The organism is Polynucleobacter sp. UB-Tiil-W10 (genome assembly GCF_018881605.1).
Classification (GTDB): domain Bacteria; phylum Pseudomonadota; class Gammaproteobacteria; order Burkholderiales; family Burkholderiaceae; genus Polynucleobacter.
Map to the genome: position 1 here is coordinate 799933 of NZ_JACVPZ010000001.1, position 15672 is coordinate 815604.

The 15672-nt window shown below is 44.7% G+C and carries 19 protein-coding genes; 12 read left to right on the forward strand and 7 right to left on the reverse strand.

Annotated elements, in window-relative coordinates; genetic code table 11:
- Positions 1-3: 3 nt before the first annotated feature.
- Both mrdA and rodA read left to right on the forward strand, forming a co-directional pair.
- On the forward strand, positions 4-1911 hold the full coding sequence (mrdA, locus tag ICN33_RS04000) for a penicillin-binding protein 2 (RefSeq protein WP_216194768.1): 1908 nt from the start codon (positions 4-6) through the stop codon (positions 1909-1911).
- A complete protein-coding gene (gene rodA / locus ICN33_RS04005; protein ID WP_216194769.1) occupies positions 1893-3044 on the forward strand; it encodes a rod shape-determining protein RodA in 1152 nt (383 codons plus the stop codon). Before mrdA ends, rodA begins: the two co-directional genes overlap by 19 nt.
- 89 nt (positions 3045-3133) lie before the next feature.
- On the opposite strand, the gene ICN33_RS04010 is transcribed toward rodA, so the two are convergent.
- Together ICN33_RS04010 and ICN33_RS04015 are read right to left on the reverse strand one after the other, a co-directional pair.
- Positions 3134-3454 carry an HU family DNA-binding protein gene (locus ICN33_RS04010; RefSeq protein WP_011903860.1) on the reverse strand — a complete coding sequence of 107 codons (321 nt, stop codon included), beginning with the start codon at positions 3452-3454 and terminating at the stop codon, positions 3134-3136.
- Positions 3455-3531: 77 nt separating this feature from the next.
- Complete coding sequence (locus tag ICN33_RS04015) at positions 3532-3897, reverse strand: hypothetical protein (RefSeq protein WP_216194771.1); 366 nt, start codon at positions 3895-3897, stop codon at positions 3532-3534.
- 157 nt (positions 3898-4054) lie between these two features.
- Between ICN33_RS04015 and ICN33_RS04020 the strand changes: the two genes are divergently transcribed.
- Positions 4055-4951, forward strand: a complete 897-nt coding sequence (locus ICN33_RS04020; protein ID WP_216196540.1) for an aspartyl/asparaginyl beta-hydroxylase domain-containing protein — start codon at positions 4055-4057, stop codon at positions 4949-4951.
- A gap of 15 nt (positions 4952-4966) precedes the next feature.
- Here ICN33_RS04020 and ICN33_RS04025 read toward each other — a convergent pair whose 3' ends face one another.
- Complete coding sequence (locus ICN33_RS04025) at positions 4967-5263, reverse strand: DUF167 domain-containing protein (RefSeq protein WP_216194773.1); 297 nt, start codon at positions 5261-5263, stop codon at positions 4967-4969.
- A 22-nt stretch (positions 5264-5285) separates the two neighbouring features.
- On the opposite strand from ICN33_RS04025, the gene can reads away from it, so the two are divergent.
- Genes can through ICN33_RS04045 form a run of 4 tightly spaced genes read left to right on the forward strand, consistent with a single transcriptional unit; the run spans position 5286 to position 9060 of the window.
- The gene (can, locus tag ICN33_RS04030) at positions 5286-5957 is read left to right on the forward strand and encodes a carbonate dehydratase (RefSeq protein ID WP_216194775.1); all 672 of its coding nucleotides are present in this window, start codon (positions 5286-5288) and stop codon (positions 5955-5957) included.
- A 1-nt stretch (position 5958) separates the two neighbouring features.
- Positions 5959-6858: a lipid A biosynthesis acyltransferase gene (locus ICN33_RS04035; protein WP_216194777.1), complete on the forward strand. Its 900-nt coding sequence runs from the start codon at positions 5959-5961 to the stop codon at positions 6856-6858.
- A 25-nt stretch (positions 6859-6883) separates the two neighbouring features.
- Positions 6884-7636 carry a metallophosphoesterase gene (locus ICN33_RS04040; RefSeq protein WP_216194779.1) on the forward strand — a complete coding sequence of 251 codons (753 nt, stop codon included), beginning with the start codon at positions 6884-6886 and terminating at the stop codon, positions 7634-7636.
- A gap of 5 nt (positions 7637-7641) precedes the next feature.
- Positions 7642-9060, forward strand: a complete 1419-nt coding sequence (locus tag ICN33_RS04045; protein ID WP_216194781.1) for a protein kinase — start codon at positions 7642-7644, stop codon at positions 9058-9060.
- Positions 9061-9062: 2 nt separating this feature from the next.
- Here ICN33_RS04045 and ICN33_RS04050 read toward each other — a convergent pair whose 3' ends face one another.
- Positions 9063-10391 carry a dicarboxylate/amino acid:cation symporter gene (locus tag ICN33_RS04050; RefSeq protein ID WP_216194784.1) on the reverse strand — a complete coding sequence of 443 codons (1329 nt, stop codon included), beginning with the start codon at positions 10389-10391 and terminating at the stop codon, positions 9063-9065.
- A gap of 101 nt (positions 10392-10492) precedes the next feature.
- On the opposite strand from ICN33_RS04050, the gene ICN33_RS04055 reads away from it, so the two are divergent.
- Both ICN33_RS04055 and ICN33_RS04060 read left to right on the forward strand, forming a co-directional pair.
- Positions 10493-11230 carry a pseudouridine synthase gene (locus ICN33_RS04055; protein ID WP_216196541.1) on the forward strand — a complete coding sequence of 246 codons (738 nt, stop codon included), beginning with the start codon at positions 10493-10495 and terminating at the stop codon, positions 11228-11230.
- Between the two features lie 57 nt (positions 11231-11287).
- Positions 11288-12916, forward strand: coding sequence for a peptide chain release factor 3 (locus ICN33_RS04060; RefSeq protein ID WP_216196542.1), 1629 nt, complete (start codon positions 11288-11290; stop codon positions 12914-12916).
- Positions 12917-12937: 21 nt separating this feature from the next.
- Here ICN33_RS04060 and ICN33_RS04065 read toward each other — a convergent pair whose 3' ends face one another.
- Complete coding sequence (locus tag ICN33_RS04065) at positions 12938-13183, reverse strand: hypothetical protein (protein WP_216194786.1); 246 nt, start codon at positions 13181-13183, stop codon at positions 12938-12940.
- A gap of 21 nt (positions 13184-13204) precedes the next feature.
- The gene (locus ICN33_RS04070; RefSeq protein ID WP_216194788.1) at positions 13205-13441 is read right to left on the reverse strand and encodes a DUF2798 domain-containing protein; all 237 of its coding nucleotides are present in this window, start codon (positions 13439-13441) and stop codon (positions 13205-13207) included.
- Positions 13442-13569: 128 nt separating this feature from the next.
- Between ICN33_RS04070 and ICN33_RS04075 the strand changes: the two genes are divergently transcribed.
- Positions 13570-13752, forward strand: a complete 183-nt coding sequence (locus tag ICN33_RS04075) for a hypothetical protein (RefSeq protein WP_216194790.1) — start codon at positions 13570-13572, stop codon at positions 13750-13752.
- A gap of 51 nt (positions 13753-13803) precedes the next feature.
- Here ICN33_RS04075 and ICN33_RS04080 read toward each other — a convergent pair whose 3' ends face one another.
- Positions 13804-14676, reverse strand: coding sequence for a DMT family transporter (locus ICN33_RS04080; RefSeq protein ID WP_216194792.1), 873 nt, complete (start codon positions 14674-14676; stop codon positions 13804-13806).
- Positions 14677-14753: 77 nt separating this feature from the next.
- Between ICN33_RS04080 and ICN33_RS04085 the strand changes: the two genes are divergently transcribed.
- Both ICN33_RS04085 and ICN33_RS04090 read left to right on the forward strand, forming a co-directional pair.
- Entirely contained in the window at positions 14754-15257 is a 504-nt protein-coding gene (locus ICN33_RS04085; RefSeq protein WP_255530643.1) for an MOSC domain-containing protein, read from the forward strand.
- Positions 15247-15654 carry a GNAT family N-acetyltransferase gene (locus ICN33_RS04090; protein WP_255530644.1) on the forward strand — a complete coding sequence of 136 codons (408 nt, stop codon included), beginning with the start codon at positions 15247-15249 and terminating at the stop codon, positions 15652-15654. Before ICN33_RS04085 ends, ICN33_RS04090 begins: the two co-directional genes overlap by 11 nt.
- Positions 15655-15672 lie beyond the last annotated feature (18 nt).

Below are 15672 nucleotides of genomic sequence, written 5' to 3' on the forward strand. Positions count from 1 at the left end.
AGCATGGTTTCTTTTAAAAAACCGGATCTCGACTCATTCCAAGAGCGCATTCATATTGCGACTCTATTTGTCACCTTTTGTTTTTTGCTGCTAATCACGCGTCTGGTATGGCTGCAACTCGTTAGCCATGGAAAATATGCGCTTCTGGCTGAGAGCAATCGGATTGCCTTAGTTCCTGCGCCTGCAAATCGCGGTCTTTTAATTGATCGAAACGGTATCGTCATTGGTCGCAATTATTCTGCGCTTACCTTGGATGTAAATGCTGAAGAGGTAAAAGGGAATGTAGACCAGCTCATTAACGACCTTTCTGAAATCATCGATATCTCCCCCAGAGATCGCCGTAATTTCAAAAGATCCCTTGAAGATTCGCGCAATATGGGCACTTTCCCGCTGCGCTCGATGCTCAACGAGACCGAAACGGCGCGCTTTATGGCCAATCGCTACCGCTTCCCGGGAGTAGAAATCCGCGCTAGAAGCTTTCGAGAATACCCATATAACGAATTAGCATCCCATCTGATTGGATATATTGGCCGCGTTTCCCAAAAGGATAAGGAACGCATGCAGGCTGAAATTGAAGGCGCCAAAGCAGATGATCCTGATGCATTACAGGCTTCTTTTTTGCCAGGCATTCAGTACGTCGGCAAGATTGGTTTAGAGCAAAGCTATGAAACTGTTTTACGCGGTGTGCCTGGATACGATCAAGTAGAAATTACTGCGGGCGGCAAACCAGTGCGCACACTTTCTAGCTCGGCATCCGTTCCTGGCAAAAACGTTGTTCTCTCAGTTGATATCAAGCTGCAATATTTAGTTGAGCAACTGTATGGTAATTTCCGTGGCGCATTTGTCGCAATTGAACCAGAGACGGGTGACGTATTAGCATTTGTATCTAAGCCCAACTTCAATCCGAATGACTTTGTTGAGGGCATTGATTCTGTTACCTGGAAAGAGCTCAATGACTCTCCCCAGAAGCCGCTCTACAACCGCCCCCTGAAAGGCATCTATCCTCCAGGCTCAACTTATAAGCCTTTCATGGCGCTTGCGGCTTTAGAAAACAAAAAGCGCACACCATCGCAAACTATTTCTGATCCGGGCTACTTCGACTTTGGCAATCACACTTTCCGCGATGATAAAAAGGGTGGTCATGGCACTGTCGACATGCAAAAGTCTATTGTTGAATCCTGCGACACCTACTACTACATGCTTGCACGTGACATGGGTGTAAACATGATTGCTGATTTTATGAAGCCGCTTGGTTTTGGGCAAATCACTGGAATTGATTTACAGGGAGAGTCAAGAGGCGTATTGCCATCTACTGAGTGGAAGAAAAATACTTTTAAAAAACCTGAGCAACAAAAGTGGTACGAAGGAGAAACCATTTCTCTTGGTATTGGCCAAGGTTATAACGCTTTTACCATTCTGCAGTTAGCTCACGCTATGGCAAACGTTGCCAATAACGGTATCGTCATGAAGCCCCACCTAGTCAAAGCAATTGAAGATCCATTTACTCGCAATCGGGTGCTCACGACACCGAAAGAAAGTTATCGTATTGATCTCAATGCCGAGAATATTGAAGTGATCAAGAAGGCCATGGTCGAGGTTAATAACTCTGGCACATCTGCTGCGGCATTTAAAGGCACCGGATATCAAGTGGGCGGAAAGACTGGGACCGCACAGGTGTTTAGCTTAAATTCTAAAGATTACAAACATGGATCCACAGCAGAATTTTTACGTGACCATGCTTTGTATATTGCATTTGCACCTGCCGATAAACCAACTATTGTGATTGCAATGGTTGTAGAGAATGCAGGCTTTGGTGCACAGTACGCAGCGCCAATTGCACGACAAGCACTGGACTATTACATAGAGGGCAAGTGGCCTAAGGAGATTCCTGAATGGAAAAGAGCCCCTTAACTAAAGTCAAAGGGTTTTTCTTTGCTATCTTTGCTGGCCTAGACCGCCAGCTAGGCCTTATTCTGCTTGGATTAGCGGCTGTTGGCTTTTTTACTTTTTTATCTGCAAGTCAAAATACTCCCGTGCAAATTGCAGATGAACTACGCAACCTCGCACTGTCATTTGTAGTGATGTGGCTTGTCTCGCGCATTCCACCAAAGTGGTTGGAGATGGGTGCAGTTTGGATTTATGGATTAGGCATTGCTCTTTTAATTGCGGTAGCCGTTTTTGGATTAATTAAAAAAGGGGCGCGCCGTTGGCTCAACATCGGCATTGTGATTCAGCCATCCGAGATCATGAAGATCGCAATGCCACTAATGCTTTCTTGGTACTTTCAAAAGCGTGAAGGCATTAAAAAATCTTGGGACTATGGTGTAGCAGCAATCATTTTAGCAATTCCCGTCTTTTTAATTGCACGCCAACCAGACTTAGGAACTGCACTACTTGTTTTTGCAGCCGGACTTTATGTCATTATTTTGGCGGGTCTACCCTGGAAATGGATTCTGCCATTTGTTGGCCTTGGGGTCATAGGCATTCTGCTAATTGTTATTTTTGGCAATACCATTTGCGCGCACGATATTGTGTGGCCTTTTGTACATGACTACCAAAAACATCGTATCTGTACCTTATTGGATCCTACGAGCGATCCCCTTGGAAAAGGATTCCATACTATTCAATCAATGATCGCGATTGGGTCTGGTGGATTTTTTGGCAAAGGCTGGTTTCAAGGAACTCAGGCGCACTTGGAATTCATTCCAGAAAAACATACTGACTTTGTGTTTGCCGTTTTCTCAGAAGAGTTTGGCCTGCTGGGTAATTTAGTTCTTCTTGCGCTTTTCTTTGCCCTAATTAAGAGAGGCCTCGCTATCTCTGCGAGTGCGCCAAATTTATTTACGCGATTACTAGGTGCAACAGTGACTTTAATTTTCTTTACCTATGCGTTTGTGAATATCGGCATGGTGAGCGGCTTATTGCCGGTTGTTGGAGTGCCGCTTCCATTTATTAGCTATGGTGGCACTGCACTTGTTACGCTAGGGTTTGGGGCCGGAATACTCATGAGCATTCATCGTCACCGCCGTTTAGTTCAAAGCTAACTCAATGATTTGCGGTAATTTTCATTGCCTAGATTTTTGAGGAAATAAAAAAGCCCGGCATACCGGGCTTTTTATCAACAAGGGAAAGATTACTTCTTACGCTTGTTAACTGAATCTTTAAATGCTTTACCAGCAGAAAACTTAACAGTTTTAGCAGCAGCAATTTTGAGTGGCTCGCCAGTTTTTGGGTTACGACCCATACGTGCAGCACGCTTACCAGATGCAAATGTACCAAAGCCAATCAGTTGTACTGAGTCACCTTTAGTAACAGCTTTGATGATTGTGTCGATTGCAGAATTCAATGCGAATTCAGCTTTGGCTTTTGAGATCTCCGCGTCGTCAGCAATCGCTGCGATTAGTTCGGCTTTGTTCAAGTGAAGCTCCTTATAGATATTGATGTCAGCGCACATTACGCTTACATGATTTTAACCACAAAAAATTATAAAAATAAAGTTGCGTTACAGCAATTTTTTACTACGCCTACAAATTACTCATCCAAAACAGTGATATCAGAAACAAAATACTCAGTATCGCCAAAACAAGTAGTTGGCAAACCAATGTGTTGCTCATACTTTAGAGCAACTTTTTTCCCTAAATTAGCATTTATTTTTTGCGCCACAGCATCTTCACGCACCGTGAAGAGGAATTTTTCTGACATGGTACCTGGCATGGAAACCATAGCTAATTCACCCTCCCAGGTTTTGCATATGTAGCCACGATTTGAGAATTTCTGAACATACCCTGCGCGCTCACCGCTACCATAGCTCCAATTGAGCATTCCCCAGGTATAGGCTGAAATGCCCACTAACCCAATTAAAACAAGGCTTAAGAGCCACCTTATAAACCTATTCATAAGAATTTCCTTAGTAAATCTCCACACAAACCCGTAGCGGGCCCTTACATCTTCTATCTGAAGTATATGGGCATCCCAGTAGAAGAAATAGTCTATTTAGCGGCAACATACAAATTAAAATAAGAGCAATTACCTCACTTAGATAAAACCCATGGAAATTCGCCACATCATCTTTTTTATTTTTGTAGCATCAGCGATCTATGTTTATTACAGGGGGAAAGTTCGTTTCGGGGTTGTCAGATCTCTGACTGACTACCAAGTACTTTTAGCACCAGTAAACGCACTTTTATATTTATTCTCAAAAGTGAAGCCTGGTGCTTTTATTCCAGTTAGCCAATTTCCTGAGATGCAGCCCATTCAAGATAATTGGGAAACTATTCGCCAAGAAGCGCTTTCCTTACAAGAGGGTGGCTCAATTGCTGCGGCAACTGGATATAACGATATCGGCTTTAACTCTTTCTTTCGCACTGGCTGGAAGCGTTTTCATCTGTGCTGGTATGGAAAAGAGGTGACGTCAGCCCAGGCAAGGTGTCCGAAAACGGTTGCATTGCTTAAATCAATCCCTTCCGTCAAGGCGGCCATGTTTGCCTCTCTGCCTCCTGGAGCGACTCTGGTGCGCCATCGTGACCCCTATGCTGGCTCCTTGCGCTATCACATTGGCTTAGTAACCCCCAATGATCCTAAATGCTTTATTGATGTGGATGGGGAGCGCTATTTCTGGAAAGATGGTGAAGCAGTGATGTTTGATGAAACTTATATTCATTTCGCTGCCAACGAAACAGATCAACAAAGAATCATCTTATTTTGCGATGTCGAGCGCCCGGTTTATACCAAAGCAGTACAACTATTTAACCGCTGGTTTGGGCGCTATGTCATGAGCGCTGCCTCATCCCAGAATGTTGAAGGTGAAAAAGTAGGCTTTGTAAATGTTCTGTTTACCTATTTTTATCAACTGCGTGCACAAGCCAAAAAGTTGAAAGCAAAACATCGCTCTGTTTACTACGTAGGTAAGTGGGTTCTCATTCTAGGAATTTTGTGGGCTATATTTTGGTAGGTCCAGACATGACTTTTAGGGGCTTAATAACTGAACAATTTGCTCTGGACTAATAGGCCCCCAAATTTCCACTCGTTTCTTGCGACTATTTTGACCGGAAACAAATTGAATCTGCTTTTGGGGCACCCTTAATTGCTTTGAAAGCCAGGCCAATAAAAGCTCATTAGCCTTATTTTCAAGCGCTGGCGCCTGTAGAGAAATTTTTAAGCAGCCATCATGCAGGCCAACAACCTTAGTCACCTTTGCGCCTGGTTGGCAATGTAGATTTAAGGTAATTCCGGTGGGGGTTTGTTTTAACCAAATAGGTGTCATTAAAGTACTTTAAACTGAAAGCATGACGATGAAGAATTCTCAAGCTCTAGAACAGCTATTTGCCAATAATCGTGCCTGGGCTGAAAGCATGGTGGCAGAAGATGCCAATTTCTTTAAGCGCCTTGTCTCTCAGCAAGCCCCTGAGTATTTATGGATTGGCTGCTCCGATAGCCGAGTACCGGCAAATGACATTGTGAATTTATTACCTGGTGAATTATTCGTTCACCGAAATGTGGCAAACGTAGTTGTTCACACGGATTTGAATTGCTTGTCTGTTATTCAATTTGCCATTGACTTGCTTAAAGTGAAGCACATCTTGGTAGTGGGTCACTATGGTTGCTCTGGGGTACATGCAGCACTAACCGACAGGCGAGTAGGTCTCGCTGACAACTGGTTACGTCATGTGAAAGATGTACATCAAAAACATGAACGCTATTTGGGCGATATGATTCCAACCCCTAAACGTCAAGATCGACTATGTGAACTCAATGTCATTGAGCAAGTGGTTAACGTATGCGAAACAACTATCGTGCAGGATGCATGGGCACGCGGGCAAGATCTGACGGTGCATGGGTGGGCCTATCGCCTAGAAACTGGCTTAGTAAATGATTTGGGAATGTCGAGTAGCTCCATTGAAGAGATGACCGAACGCTATGCCAAATCAGTAAAGCGCTACGAATCAGAACACAACTAAGTTGCTTAAGTCATTTTTGAACTACCTAGGAGTTGGTTTTCTAGCGCTCCTTTCAATACTCCCCTATAGGCTGTTAGTTTCTATTGGCTACGGTCTAGGCTATATAGCTGCGCGCATTCCGAGCGATAGAAATCGAGTGGTCAAAACAAATCTGCATTTATGTTTTCCGTATTTAAGCTCGGCAGAAATTGATAGTCTTGCCAAAGAACATTGGCGATTGCTAGGGCGCAGCCTAGTAGAGAAAAGTATTATCTGGTGCGGAAGTGCAAAGCAGCTAAGCAATATGATTGAAGTGAAGTCGGCAGTAGATCTCTCCAGCAAAAAGCCACGCATCTTGGTAAATATGCATTTCACAGGAATTGAGGGCAGCATTATCTTGAGTGCGCTCTCCAAAGAAAAGCATTGGCCACGAACCTCAGGATTTTTCCAAAGGATGAAGAGTCCTTTTTTTAATAAGCGGATTGTGGAATGGCGCAATCGTTTTGGTGGCAACTCGATTGATCGGCAGGGCAATGCTAAAGCAATCATTCGAGAAATTCGCAATGGGGACTTCATCATCATTGCGCCTGACATTGATCTAGGTCTCAAGGATTCTGAATTTGTGCCATTTTTTGGGATTCAAACAAACACCATTACTACCATCTCTCGTTTAGCAAGAATTACTGGTGCTGACGTATGCTTGATGACCACTACATTAAAGGCCGATGAATCTGGCTATCTTTGCGAAATTGGAAAGCCTTTAGAAAATTTTCCAGGAACGGATCCCAAGTCAGACACTGCGCGCCTAAACCAATATTTTGAGGCTGAGATTCGACTGCGACCGGCTGAGTACTATTGGGTGCATAAGCGCTTCAAAAACCCACCAGACAGCGGCCCAAGCCCCTATAACCCTTCTAAATAGAGGTTATTTGTCCTATCATTAAGAGATGAGCGAACGTATTGGGCTATTTGCCGATCTCCATAGTAATTTAGAGGCCTTTGAAGCCTGCATGGCTCGTGCTGAAGAACTTGGCGTTACTCGCATGGTATTTCTAGGCGACCTCGTGGGCTACAACGCTGACCCAGCAGCCATTATTGAGCGCATTGCGACCCTCGTAGCAGACAAAAAGGCAATTGCCGTTCTAGGCAATCATGATGAAGCGGTTTTTAAAGATTGCCGCGATCAAATGAATGCTAGTGCTAACGCAGCCATTGAATGGACTCGGTCTCAACTAAAAAATAGTCATGTAGATTTTCTTAAAAATCTACCTCTCATTGTTCAAGAAGAAAATATCTGTTTTGTACATGCTTCTGCACATAATCCGGCTGACTGGAATTACATTACTGACAGCATGAGTGCTTGGCATTGTGTACAAAACTCTGGGAAAAGTTATACCTTTGTAGGTCATGCGCATGAGCAAGCGCTTTTTTATCAAAGCGCCGTTGGAAAACTGATTCGCTTCGCACCACATCCAGGAGATGAAATTCCAGTGCTTCATCATCGTCAATGGGTGGGCGTTGTAGGTTCACTTGGTCAGCCCAGAGATGGAAATCCTGAAGCTTGCTTTGCAGTGTTTGAACCTGAATCTGAAGTGCTTACTTTTCATCGCGCAGCCTATGATTACTTTACAGCTGCTGACAAGGTCCGTCGTGCCGGCCTACCGGAAGATCTGGCAAATCGCCTCATTACTGGCAAATAAAATCGATGGCAATCAACACTGATATTGAAGCGGTAGACGATATATTTCAAGAAGGAAAAGTAGTAGACGGCTTTGTCATGGGCAAGGAAGTGCATCGCGGTGGAATGGCGAGTCTTTTTTCAGCGACTAAGGAAGGTATAGATATACCTATTCTGCTAAAGATTCCGCGAGTTGGCAGAGATCAGCCGGTAGAAAGCTTGATCGGCTTTGAAACCGAGCTCACTATTTTGCGCTCCTTAAAAAGTCCATATGTTCCTAAATATTTAGGATCTGGCAATATGGCGACGCGCCCTTACATTGCCATGGAAAGAGTCGAAGGCAGACCACTAGAGGACTTCATTAAGGAAGGGAAAGTATTTACGATTGATGAGGTCGTCCGTATTGGTGCTGATCTGGCACAAGCGGTTCAGTCGCTGCACTCACAAGACGCCATCCACTTGGATGTCAAGCCTGAAAATATTTTGATTGATGACAAAGGAAAGCTAACGCTCATCGATTTTGGTTTGTCACACCACGCCAGATATCCAGACTTACTTGCAGAAGAAATGCGCAAAGGTGTTGGGTCTGCGCCATATATTTCACCAGAACAAGTGGCCGGAATTCGTTCGGATTCTCGTAGTGATATTTATTCTATCGGCGCAATCATTTATGAATTGCTGACCGGTGAACTACCATTTGGCAATCCGCAAACCATGAGCGGTCTGCGGAGAAGAATGTGGGCCGAACCATTTCCCCCGCGCTCTATTCGCAGAGAAATCCCTCGCTGGCTACAAGAAGTAGTACTCAGATGCTTGGAGCCTCGCGCTGCAGATCGCTATCAAAGTGCTGCGCGCTTACGGCAAGTGTTACGAGATCCTGAGGGCGTTACGCTCACTGAGCGCGCTGACAGAGTTGAGCCACCTAGCTTTTGGCAAAACCTCAAGGGCATGTTCAAGGCTGCAGGTTATGAGCCCTCACCAAGCCCGCGCCCCAGCATGGGTAACTTTGATGCGCCCCTAATGATTGCTGCGATTGATACACGCCAGTCAGATGAAGATTTGCGTGAGCGTATGCAAATTACCGCAAAGAATTTATTGCAGGCCTATCCTGAAAGTCGCTTGGTTTGCTTGAGCACCATTAGTAGCACACCCACCTTCGAAGGCAATCAAGAAAATGAAACAGCGAGTGGAATCGTGCGCGGTCATTTAGTGCAATTGATGGATTGGGCCAAACCACTTAAGCTACCGCCAGAGAGAATTTCTTATCACGTACTAGAAGCACTTGATCCCGCATCCCGCATCGTAGACTTCGCCAAAGACAATGATGCCTCCCTTATTTTGATCGGGGCATCACATAAGTTACCTAATAAGGTAACTCCTTGGAGAACCTCTATGACCAAGATTGTCGAAGAGGCCCCCTGCAGCGTTCATATTGTTAGAACTTAAGCTCAGCGCATTTTGTCTTGCTTTTGATCTAAGATGAGCTCAGGCTCTTGTGCCTCAATCCAGTTATCGCGATTGAGCACGCTAGTTAATTGTTTGTGATCTAGTTCACCAGTCCATTTAGCAACCACAATCGTGGCCACGCCATTGCCAACCAAATTAGTTAATGCCCTCGCCTCGGACATAAAGCGATCGATGCCCAAGATAATTGCCAACCCAGCAACTGGAACATCTCCGACAGCAGAAAGGGTGGCTGCTAACACAATAAATCCACTACCAGTTACACCTGCAGCGCCTTTAGATGTGAGCAATAGCACCAATAAAAGAGTAATTTCCTGCATAAGGGTCATGGGTGTATTGGTTGCTTGCGCAATAAATACTGCGGCCATAGTTAGATAAATCGAAGTGCCGTCCAGATTGAATGAATAACCCGTTGGGATGACAAGACCAACACAGGTTTTCTTGGCGCCCAAGAGTTCCATTTTTTCCATCATGCGCGGCAAGACAGATTCAGACGATGAAGTCCCCAAGACAATCAACAACTCTTCCTTGATGTAGCGCACAAATTTAAAAATATTGAATCCATTAATTTTCGCAATGATCCCCAAGACAATAAATACAAAAAGAAAACAGGTTAAATAAAACGAACCCATTAATTTGCCCAAAGAAAATAAAGAGCCTATACCGTATTTACCAATAGTGAATGACATGGCACCAAATGCGCCAATAGGCGCAAACTTCATGATGACGCCAATCATGTCGAAAAGAACGTGTGATGTTTTTTCAATTAAGTCGAACACCAAAGTTCCCCGACCGCCGAACTTATGTAATGCAAATCCAAACAATATTGCCAAGAAAAGGACCTGTAAAATTTCACCTTTAGCAAATGCATCCACAGCACTGCTCGGGATGATATTCATCAAGAAATCGGTGGTGGTACCCATCTTTCCGGGTCCGGTATATGCTGCAATTCCTTTGGTGTCTAAGCTTGCTGGGTCGATGTTCATGCCTGACCCAGGTTGGAGCACATTAACTACAACCAGCCCGACTACCAAGGCAATGCTGCTCACAATCTCAAAATACAAAAGGGCTAGTCCGCCCGTTTTGCCAACCTTCTTCATATCTTCCATGCCAGCAATACCGATAACTACCGTACAGAAAATAATGGGGGCAATTAACATCTTGATGCCTTTAATAAAGGCATCTCCAAAGGGCTTCATTTCTGTACCCAGGCTTGGGTAAAAATATCCCAACAACACACCAATTACAACTGCTGTAAGTACCTGAAAATAAAGGATTTTATAAATAGGTGGCTTTTTTAATTCTATGGTCATGTCGTTATCCTTTATTTAATTTTTAGCAGGTTTTTTTCATCTTAGCTGAGCCCATATTAACTCCAGGTTAGAAAATAGCCTAGATGCCGGATAATGCAGGGATGGAAGAAAAAGTTCGTGTCTCAAAATTACTCTCAGAGCTTGGTCTTTGCTCACGTCGAGAGGCAGACTCTTATATTGAGCAAGGGTTAGTGACCGTAGACGGTGAAGTTGTTAATGAGCTTGGTACTCGCGCATTTCGCCACCAAAAAATTGAACTGCAATCCGGCGCCAAAGCGCAACAGGCATCTCGCATTACTGTCATTCTGAATAAGCCCGTTGGCTATATTTCGCACTATGATGACGAACAAGAATATCAACCTGCAGCCTCTTTAATTACCGCAGAAAACTACTTTGCTAGTCCACTGGATAAGGGCAGAAGCCCTCGTTTTAATACCAAGGGGTTAGCGCCTGCAGGTCGCTTAGATATAGACTCCACAGGCATGCTAGTTCTTACTCAAGATGGTCGCATCGCTAAATTATTGATTGGCGAAAATAGCCCAATCGAAAAGGAATATTTAGTCCGCGTTGAGGGCATGCTTTCTTTCGAAGATTTAGATCGCCTAAAACATGGCTTATCTCTTGATGGAGTAGAGCTAAAGCCCGCACAAGTTAGCTGGCAAAATGAAGATCAACTTCGCTTTGTATTGCGTGAGGGCCGCAAGCGTCAGATACGCCGTATGTGTGAAATGGTAGGCCTCAAAGTGTTAGGTCTCAAACGCGTCAGGATGGGTCGGATCTCATTAGGCCCGCTTCCTCCCGGCCAATGGCGCTTTGTAAGGCCTGAAGAGCAGTTCTGAAAGGCTTTGCACGCTTATAATTGCGTCCAAACCTAGATTAATCAACGCAGAATTACCATCGAAACTCCTAACTCCAGCACTCCAGGCGCAGAAGTACTTAGACGCCGCAGCTTTGCCATCATCTCTCACCCAGATGCAGGTAAAACAACGCTTACAGAAAAATTATTGCTTTACGCAGGGGCCATTCAAATTGCCGGCAGCGTTAAAGCACGTAAAGCAAGTCGTCATGCAACATCTGATTGGATGGAAATTGAAAAGCAACGTGGCATCTCTGTAGCGAGCTCAGTAATGCAGATGGAATACCGCGACTGCATCATTAACTTATTAGATACCCCTGGACACCAAGACTTCTCAGAAGATACCTATCGAGTGCTGACAGCTGTTGACTCTGCTCTCATGGTAATTGATGCTGCAAATGGTGTTGAATCTCAAACCTTGCGCTTGCTTGAAGTTTGCCGCGCACGCAACACGCCTATCGTGACATTCATCAACAAGATGGATCGTGAGGTAAAACCTCCGATGGAATTAATGGATGAGATTGAAACAGCGCTCGGCATTGAAGTCGTTCCATTTACATGGCCAGTTGGCATGGGCAAATCTTTTGCTGGCGTGATTGACATCGCTAACTCTCGTATGCGCATGTTCAAGGCAGGTGAGGATCGCGTTACCGAAGACTCGCATGCGGTAGTGGATATAAATGATCCAGCTCTTAAAGAACGCCTTGGCAGCGACCTAGAACTCGCTTTAACTGAAGTAGAGTTAATTAAAGAAGCAATGCCAGCATTTGATCTCGAAGCCTTTTTAGCAGGGCGTCAGTCGCCAGTCTTTTTTGGATCGGCCATTAATAACTTTGGCGTACGTGAAATTCTCAATACTTTAGTTGAGCTTGCGCCATCACCAGGATCGCGTAAAGCATTGCAGAGAGAAGTTAGTCCTGCAGAAAACAAGTTCACAGCCGTGGTATTCAAGATTCAAGCAAACATGGATCCAGCGCATCGTGACCGCGTTGCATTTTTACGCATCTGCTCTGGACACTTTCAGCGTGGCATGAAATTAAAGATTTGTCGTAATGGCAAAGAGGTGCGGACGAATAACGCACTCTCCTTTCTATCGCAACGACGCGATATTTTGGATGAAGCCTTTCCGGGCGACATCATTGGTTTGCCCAATCATGGACTACTTCGCTTAGGTGATACCCTCACTGAAGGCGAGCAATTGCAGTTCACTGGCCTGCCATTTTTTGCTCCAGAAATATTCCGTATGGTTGAGTCTGCCGATCCGCTGCGCTCGAAACAGCTGCGTACTGGACTGATGCAGTTGGGAGAAGAGGGTGCGATACAGGTCTTTAGGCCCATGGCTGGTGGCATCATGTTGCTTGGCGCTTTTGGCCAACTCCAATTCGAGGTGGTAAGCCATCGCCTGCAGACTGAATATGGTGCAGAGGTACGCCTTTTACCAGCTCGCTACAGCTTAGCTCGTTGGGTAAGTTCTGATGACCCTGTAGCTCTGAAAAAGTTTACTCAAGAAAATATTCACCGTATGGCAGAAGATGTCGTGGGTGCATCTGTATTCTTAGCATCACACAAGTCAGAATTAGATGTAGCGCAACAGCGCTGGGAGTCCATTCAATTCCACGCTCTCAGAGAGCACGCTGGTCTAATTTATCAATCAGACCTCGCCGGCTAAAAAATCGGGCGCTCAATTTAATTATTTTGTAGCTTTACAGTCAAACACGGCGACTAGCTGGGTATCGCTGCTTCTGAATGAAGCAACCTTGCCGTACTGCTCACAATAAGCATTCGCCTTCTTTGTTAATTGCTCAATTGACTCACCACTACTATTCAAAAAAGTGACGTGGTTAGAATCTGATGCATCGGTATATACCGCAGCACAGCCGCCTAACAAAGATACACAAAACATACTGAACGTAGAAAACTTTAAAAACGCATTCATCACAGATCCTTCGTGTGCAATTTAGGATTCATTAAGCTTTAACTTTTTCATAAGCTTTACAGTGATTTTGCTAGAAAGTGGCTTGTATATCAAAATGCCAACAATCGCAACTGGGTAAGCCACCAGCCATACCTCCAACCAAATCCAAAAGAAATTTTCTACGATGCTAATACGCGCATATGTTGTGGCAAATGTAATCGTTGCAGACATTAAGAAACCCATTACCAGGGCAAAAACCAGATTGGGTAAATTGATCATGCTCACATCATAGCGTCTAAGCTTGTTAACTGTTATTCTGGACTGTGATCACTATTGTGCGCCCTAGACAGGGGAATCTCTTGAGAAAGTCTATGAGATTCATCATTCCATTACTCTAGGAAAATTCCATGGCTGTTGGCCAAAATCAAAGAACCAGAAAAAATGACTCAATGCTCACCAAAACAGGAAAAGCCCGTTTAGGCCCCTTGAATACAGCACAACTTACCAAGTTGTTAGAGTCAAGCACTAAACCCAAAGAGAAGGGCAAAATATTGCGAGCTCTTGGCAAACATAAAGTTGTTGTCGCATAATTAAAAAGCCCCACTAAACGGGGCTTTTTAATTTCATAGCGTATTTGAAAACTATGCCCTTTTCACCAACATTCTTTTTCCCAGCATGACAGTCGATACAACTAACACTGCGAATATTAAGTTCATCACAGTGAGCGAGTCACCAAGCAAAAAGCTAGCCGCCACCAGAGTGCAAAACGGTTGAATTAATTGCACCTGACTTACCCTTGCAATACCGCCAATCGCAAGCCCTTCGTACCAAAAGAAAAAGCCAAGAAACATTGGAAATAAACTCAGGTAGGTAAAACTAGTCCAGGCAACAGCTCCAGCATCTATGTACCCGGGGCTGTATGTCAGCCAGGTCATCACGATATTTAGCGGCAATGAAATGACTAAGGCCCAGGAAATGACGGCGCGTGGATTCATCCTTCTGGAGAGCTCGCCACCCTCTACATATCCAATACAAGCACTGATTCCGCCAAGCACTAGAAGGCCATCAATATAAGTAAAGCTTCCGGAACTTTTAAGGAATGCGTATATAACAACTAAACCAGCCCCTAAAAGTGATACTAGCCAAAATCCTAGCGAAGGCCGTTCTTTAAAGCGTAGAACGCCAATCACCGTTGTAGCCAGCGGCATCATTCCTAAGATTACTGCTCCATGCGACGATGACCCCTGGGTCATTGCCACGGTAGTAAAGATGGGAAATCCAAATACAACGCCCAAGGCTATAACTACAAACTTCACAAAATCAACTTTGCTAGGTGTAGCCTCCTTTTTATAGACTAGATAGGCCAGCGCTACCAGCCCAGCCAAAGTCGCCCTGCCAAAGGCAATGAAATAAGGGCTGAAACTTAAAACAGCAATTTTACTAACTGGTAGCGTTAAGCTAAAAATGAGGATGCCGATAAAACCAATCAGCATTCCTTTGCTTTCTTTATTCACCTTCGCCCTTTTTCTAGTATTGAATTGATTGTATTAACAATAGGCTGAGCGTGGGTTGTAATATGCAAGTACTTCTTATGAAATTAAACGCTCATATTCAGGCCATCTATCTTGCCACCTCCGCTGGTGCGCAGATGAAATCGGTCAGTCATGCCAAGGTCAATGCCGGCTCTGGCTTGGAGGGTGACCGCTATGCCATGAACACGGGCGCATACTCAACCGTCGAACCAATAAAAGTACGTCATATCAGCCTGATAGCTTTGTCAGGTATTGAGACGGCAAATGACTGGCTATTAGCTGGCGATGAGCCCACTTTTGATGGGGCCGAAACACGGCGCAACATTGTGCTTGAAGGAATTTCTGCGTCGGAACTGAATGGCTTAGTTGGACAGCGATTTCAGTTGGGCAATATACAGCTGCTAGGCACCGAACTGTGCACACCTTGTGAAAGGCCCGCCCAACTATTAAATAGGCCAAGCTTCATGGATGCATTTGAGGGCCGTGGCGGCCTTCGAGCAGAGGTTCTCAATTCTGGATCTCTTGCTATTGGTGACAAGCTATTTAAAGAGAATGAGAAATAAGATGATTGAGTACCGCGAAAACGTCATCATTACTGCCGAGCAGGCCATAGAACTTTACAAGCGCTCCACGCTTGGTGAACGCCGCCCCATTCATAACGTTCAGACGTTTGAAGCCATGCTCAAGAACGCTAACCTCACAATTACCGCATGGGATGGAGAATTGTTGGTGGGCATTTCTCGATCACTAACCGACTTTGCCTATGTGGCTTATCTTGCGGATTTGGCGGTTGATCAACAATACCAACGCTCCGGCATTGGTAAACAGCTAATCGAAGAAACTAAAGTGCGACTTGGCCCCGAATGCATGATCGTTCTTTTAGCGGCGCCCAAGGCAAACGAATACTACGAACATATTGGCTTTGAGCACAATCCACGCGCCTGGACACTCAAAAAATAATTAAATCTTTATCATTGC

Excerpts from the sequence above, each read along its gene's own strand:
- ICN33_RS04045 (WP_216194781.1), top strand. The coding sequence starts at position 7,642 with ATGGCAATCAACACTGATATTGAAGCGGTAGACGATATATTTCAAGAA.
- ICN33_RS04010 (WP_011903860.1), bottom strand. The coding sequence starts at position 3,454 with ATGTGCGCTGACATCAATATCTATAAGGAGCTTCACTTGAACAAAGCC.
- ICN33_RS04065 (WP_216194786.1), bottom strand. The coding sequence starts at position 13,183 with ATGAATGCGTTTTTAAAGTTTTCTACGTTCAGTATGTTTTGTGTATCT.
- mrdA (WP_216194768.1), top strand. The coding sequence starts at position 4 with ATGGTTTCTTTTAAAAAACCGGATCTCGACTCATTCCAAGAGCGCATT.
- ICN33_RS04040 (WP_216194779.1), top strand. The coding sequence starts at position 6,884 with ATGAGCGAACGTATTGGGCTATTTGCCGATCTCCATAGTAATTTAGAG.
- ICN33_RS04070 (WP_216194788.1), bottom strand. The coding sequence starts at position 13,441 with ATGATCAATTTACCCAATCTGGTTTTTGCCCTGGTAATGGGTTTCTTA.
- ICN33_RS04085 (WP_255530643.1), top strand. The coding sequence starts at position 14,754 with ATGAAATTAAACGCTCATATTCAGGCCATCTATCTTGCCACCTCCGCT.
- rodA (WP_216194769.1), top strand. The coding sequence starts at position 1,893 with ATGGAAAAGAGCCCCTTAACTAAAGTCAAAGGGTTTTTCTTTGCTATC.
- ICN33_RS04015 (WP_216194771.1), bottom strand. The coding sequence starts at position 3,897 with ATGAATAGGTTTATAAGGTGGCTCTTAAGCCTTGTTTTAATTGGGTTA.
- ICN33_RS04075 (WP_216194790.1), top strand. The coding sequence starts at position 13,570 with ATGGCTGTTGGCCAAAATCAAAGAACCAGAAAAAATGACTCAATGCTC.
- ICN33_RS04055 (WP_216196541.1), top strand. The coding sequence starts at position 10,493 with ATGGAAGAAAAAGTTCGTGTCTCAAAATTACTCTCAGAGCTTGGTCTT.
- ICN33_RS04050 (WP_216194784.1), bottom strand. The coding sequence starts at position 10,391 with ATGACCATAGAATTAAAAAAGCCACCTATTTATAAAATCCTTTATTTT.
- ICN33_RS04090 (WP_255530644.1), top strand. The coding sequence starts at position 15,247 with ATGAGAAATAAGATGATTGAGTACCGCGAAAACGTCATCATTACTGCC.
- can (WP_216194775.1), top strand. The coding sequence starts at position 5,286 with ATGACGATGAAGAATTCTCAAGCTCTAGAACAGCTATTTGCCAATAAT.
- ICN33_RS04025 (WP_216194773.1), bottom strand. The coding sequence starts at position 5,263 with ATGACACCTATTTGGTTAAAACAAACCCCCACCGGAATTACCTTAAAT.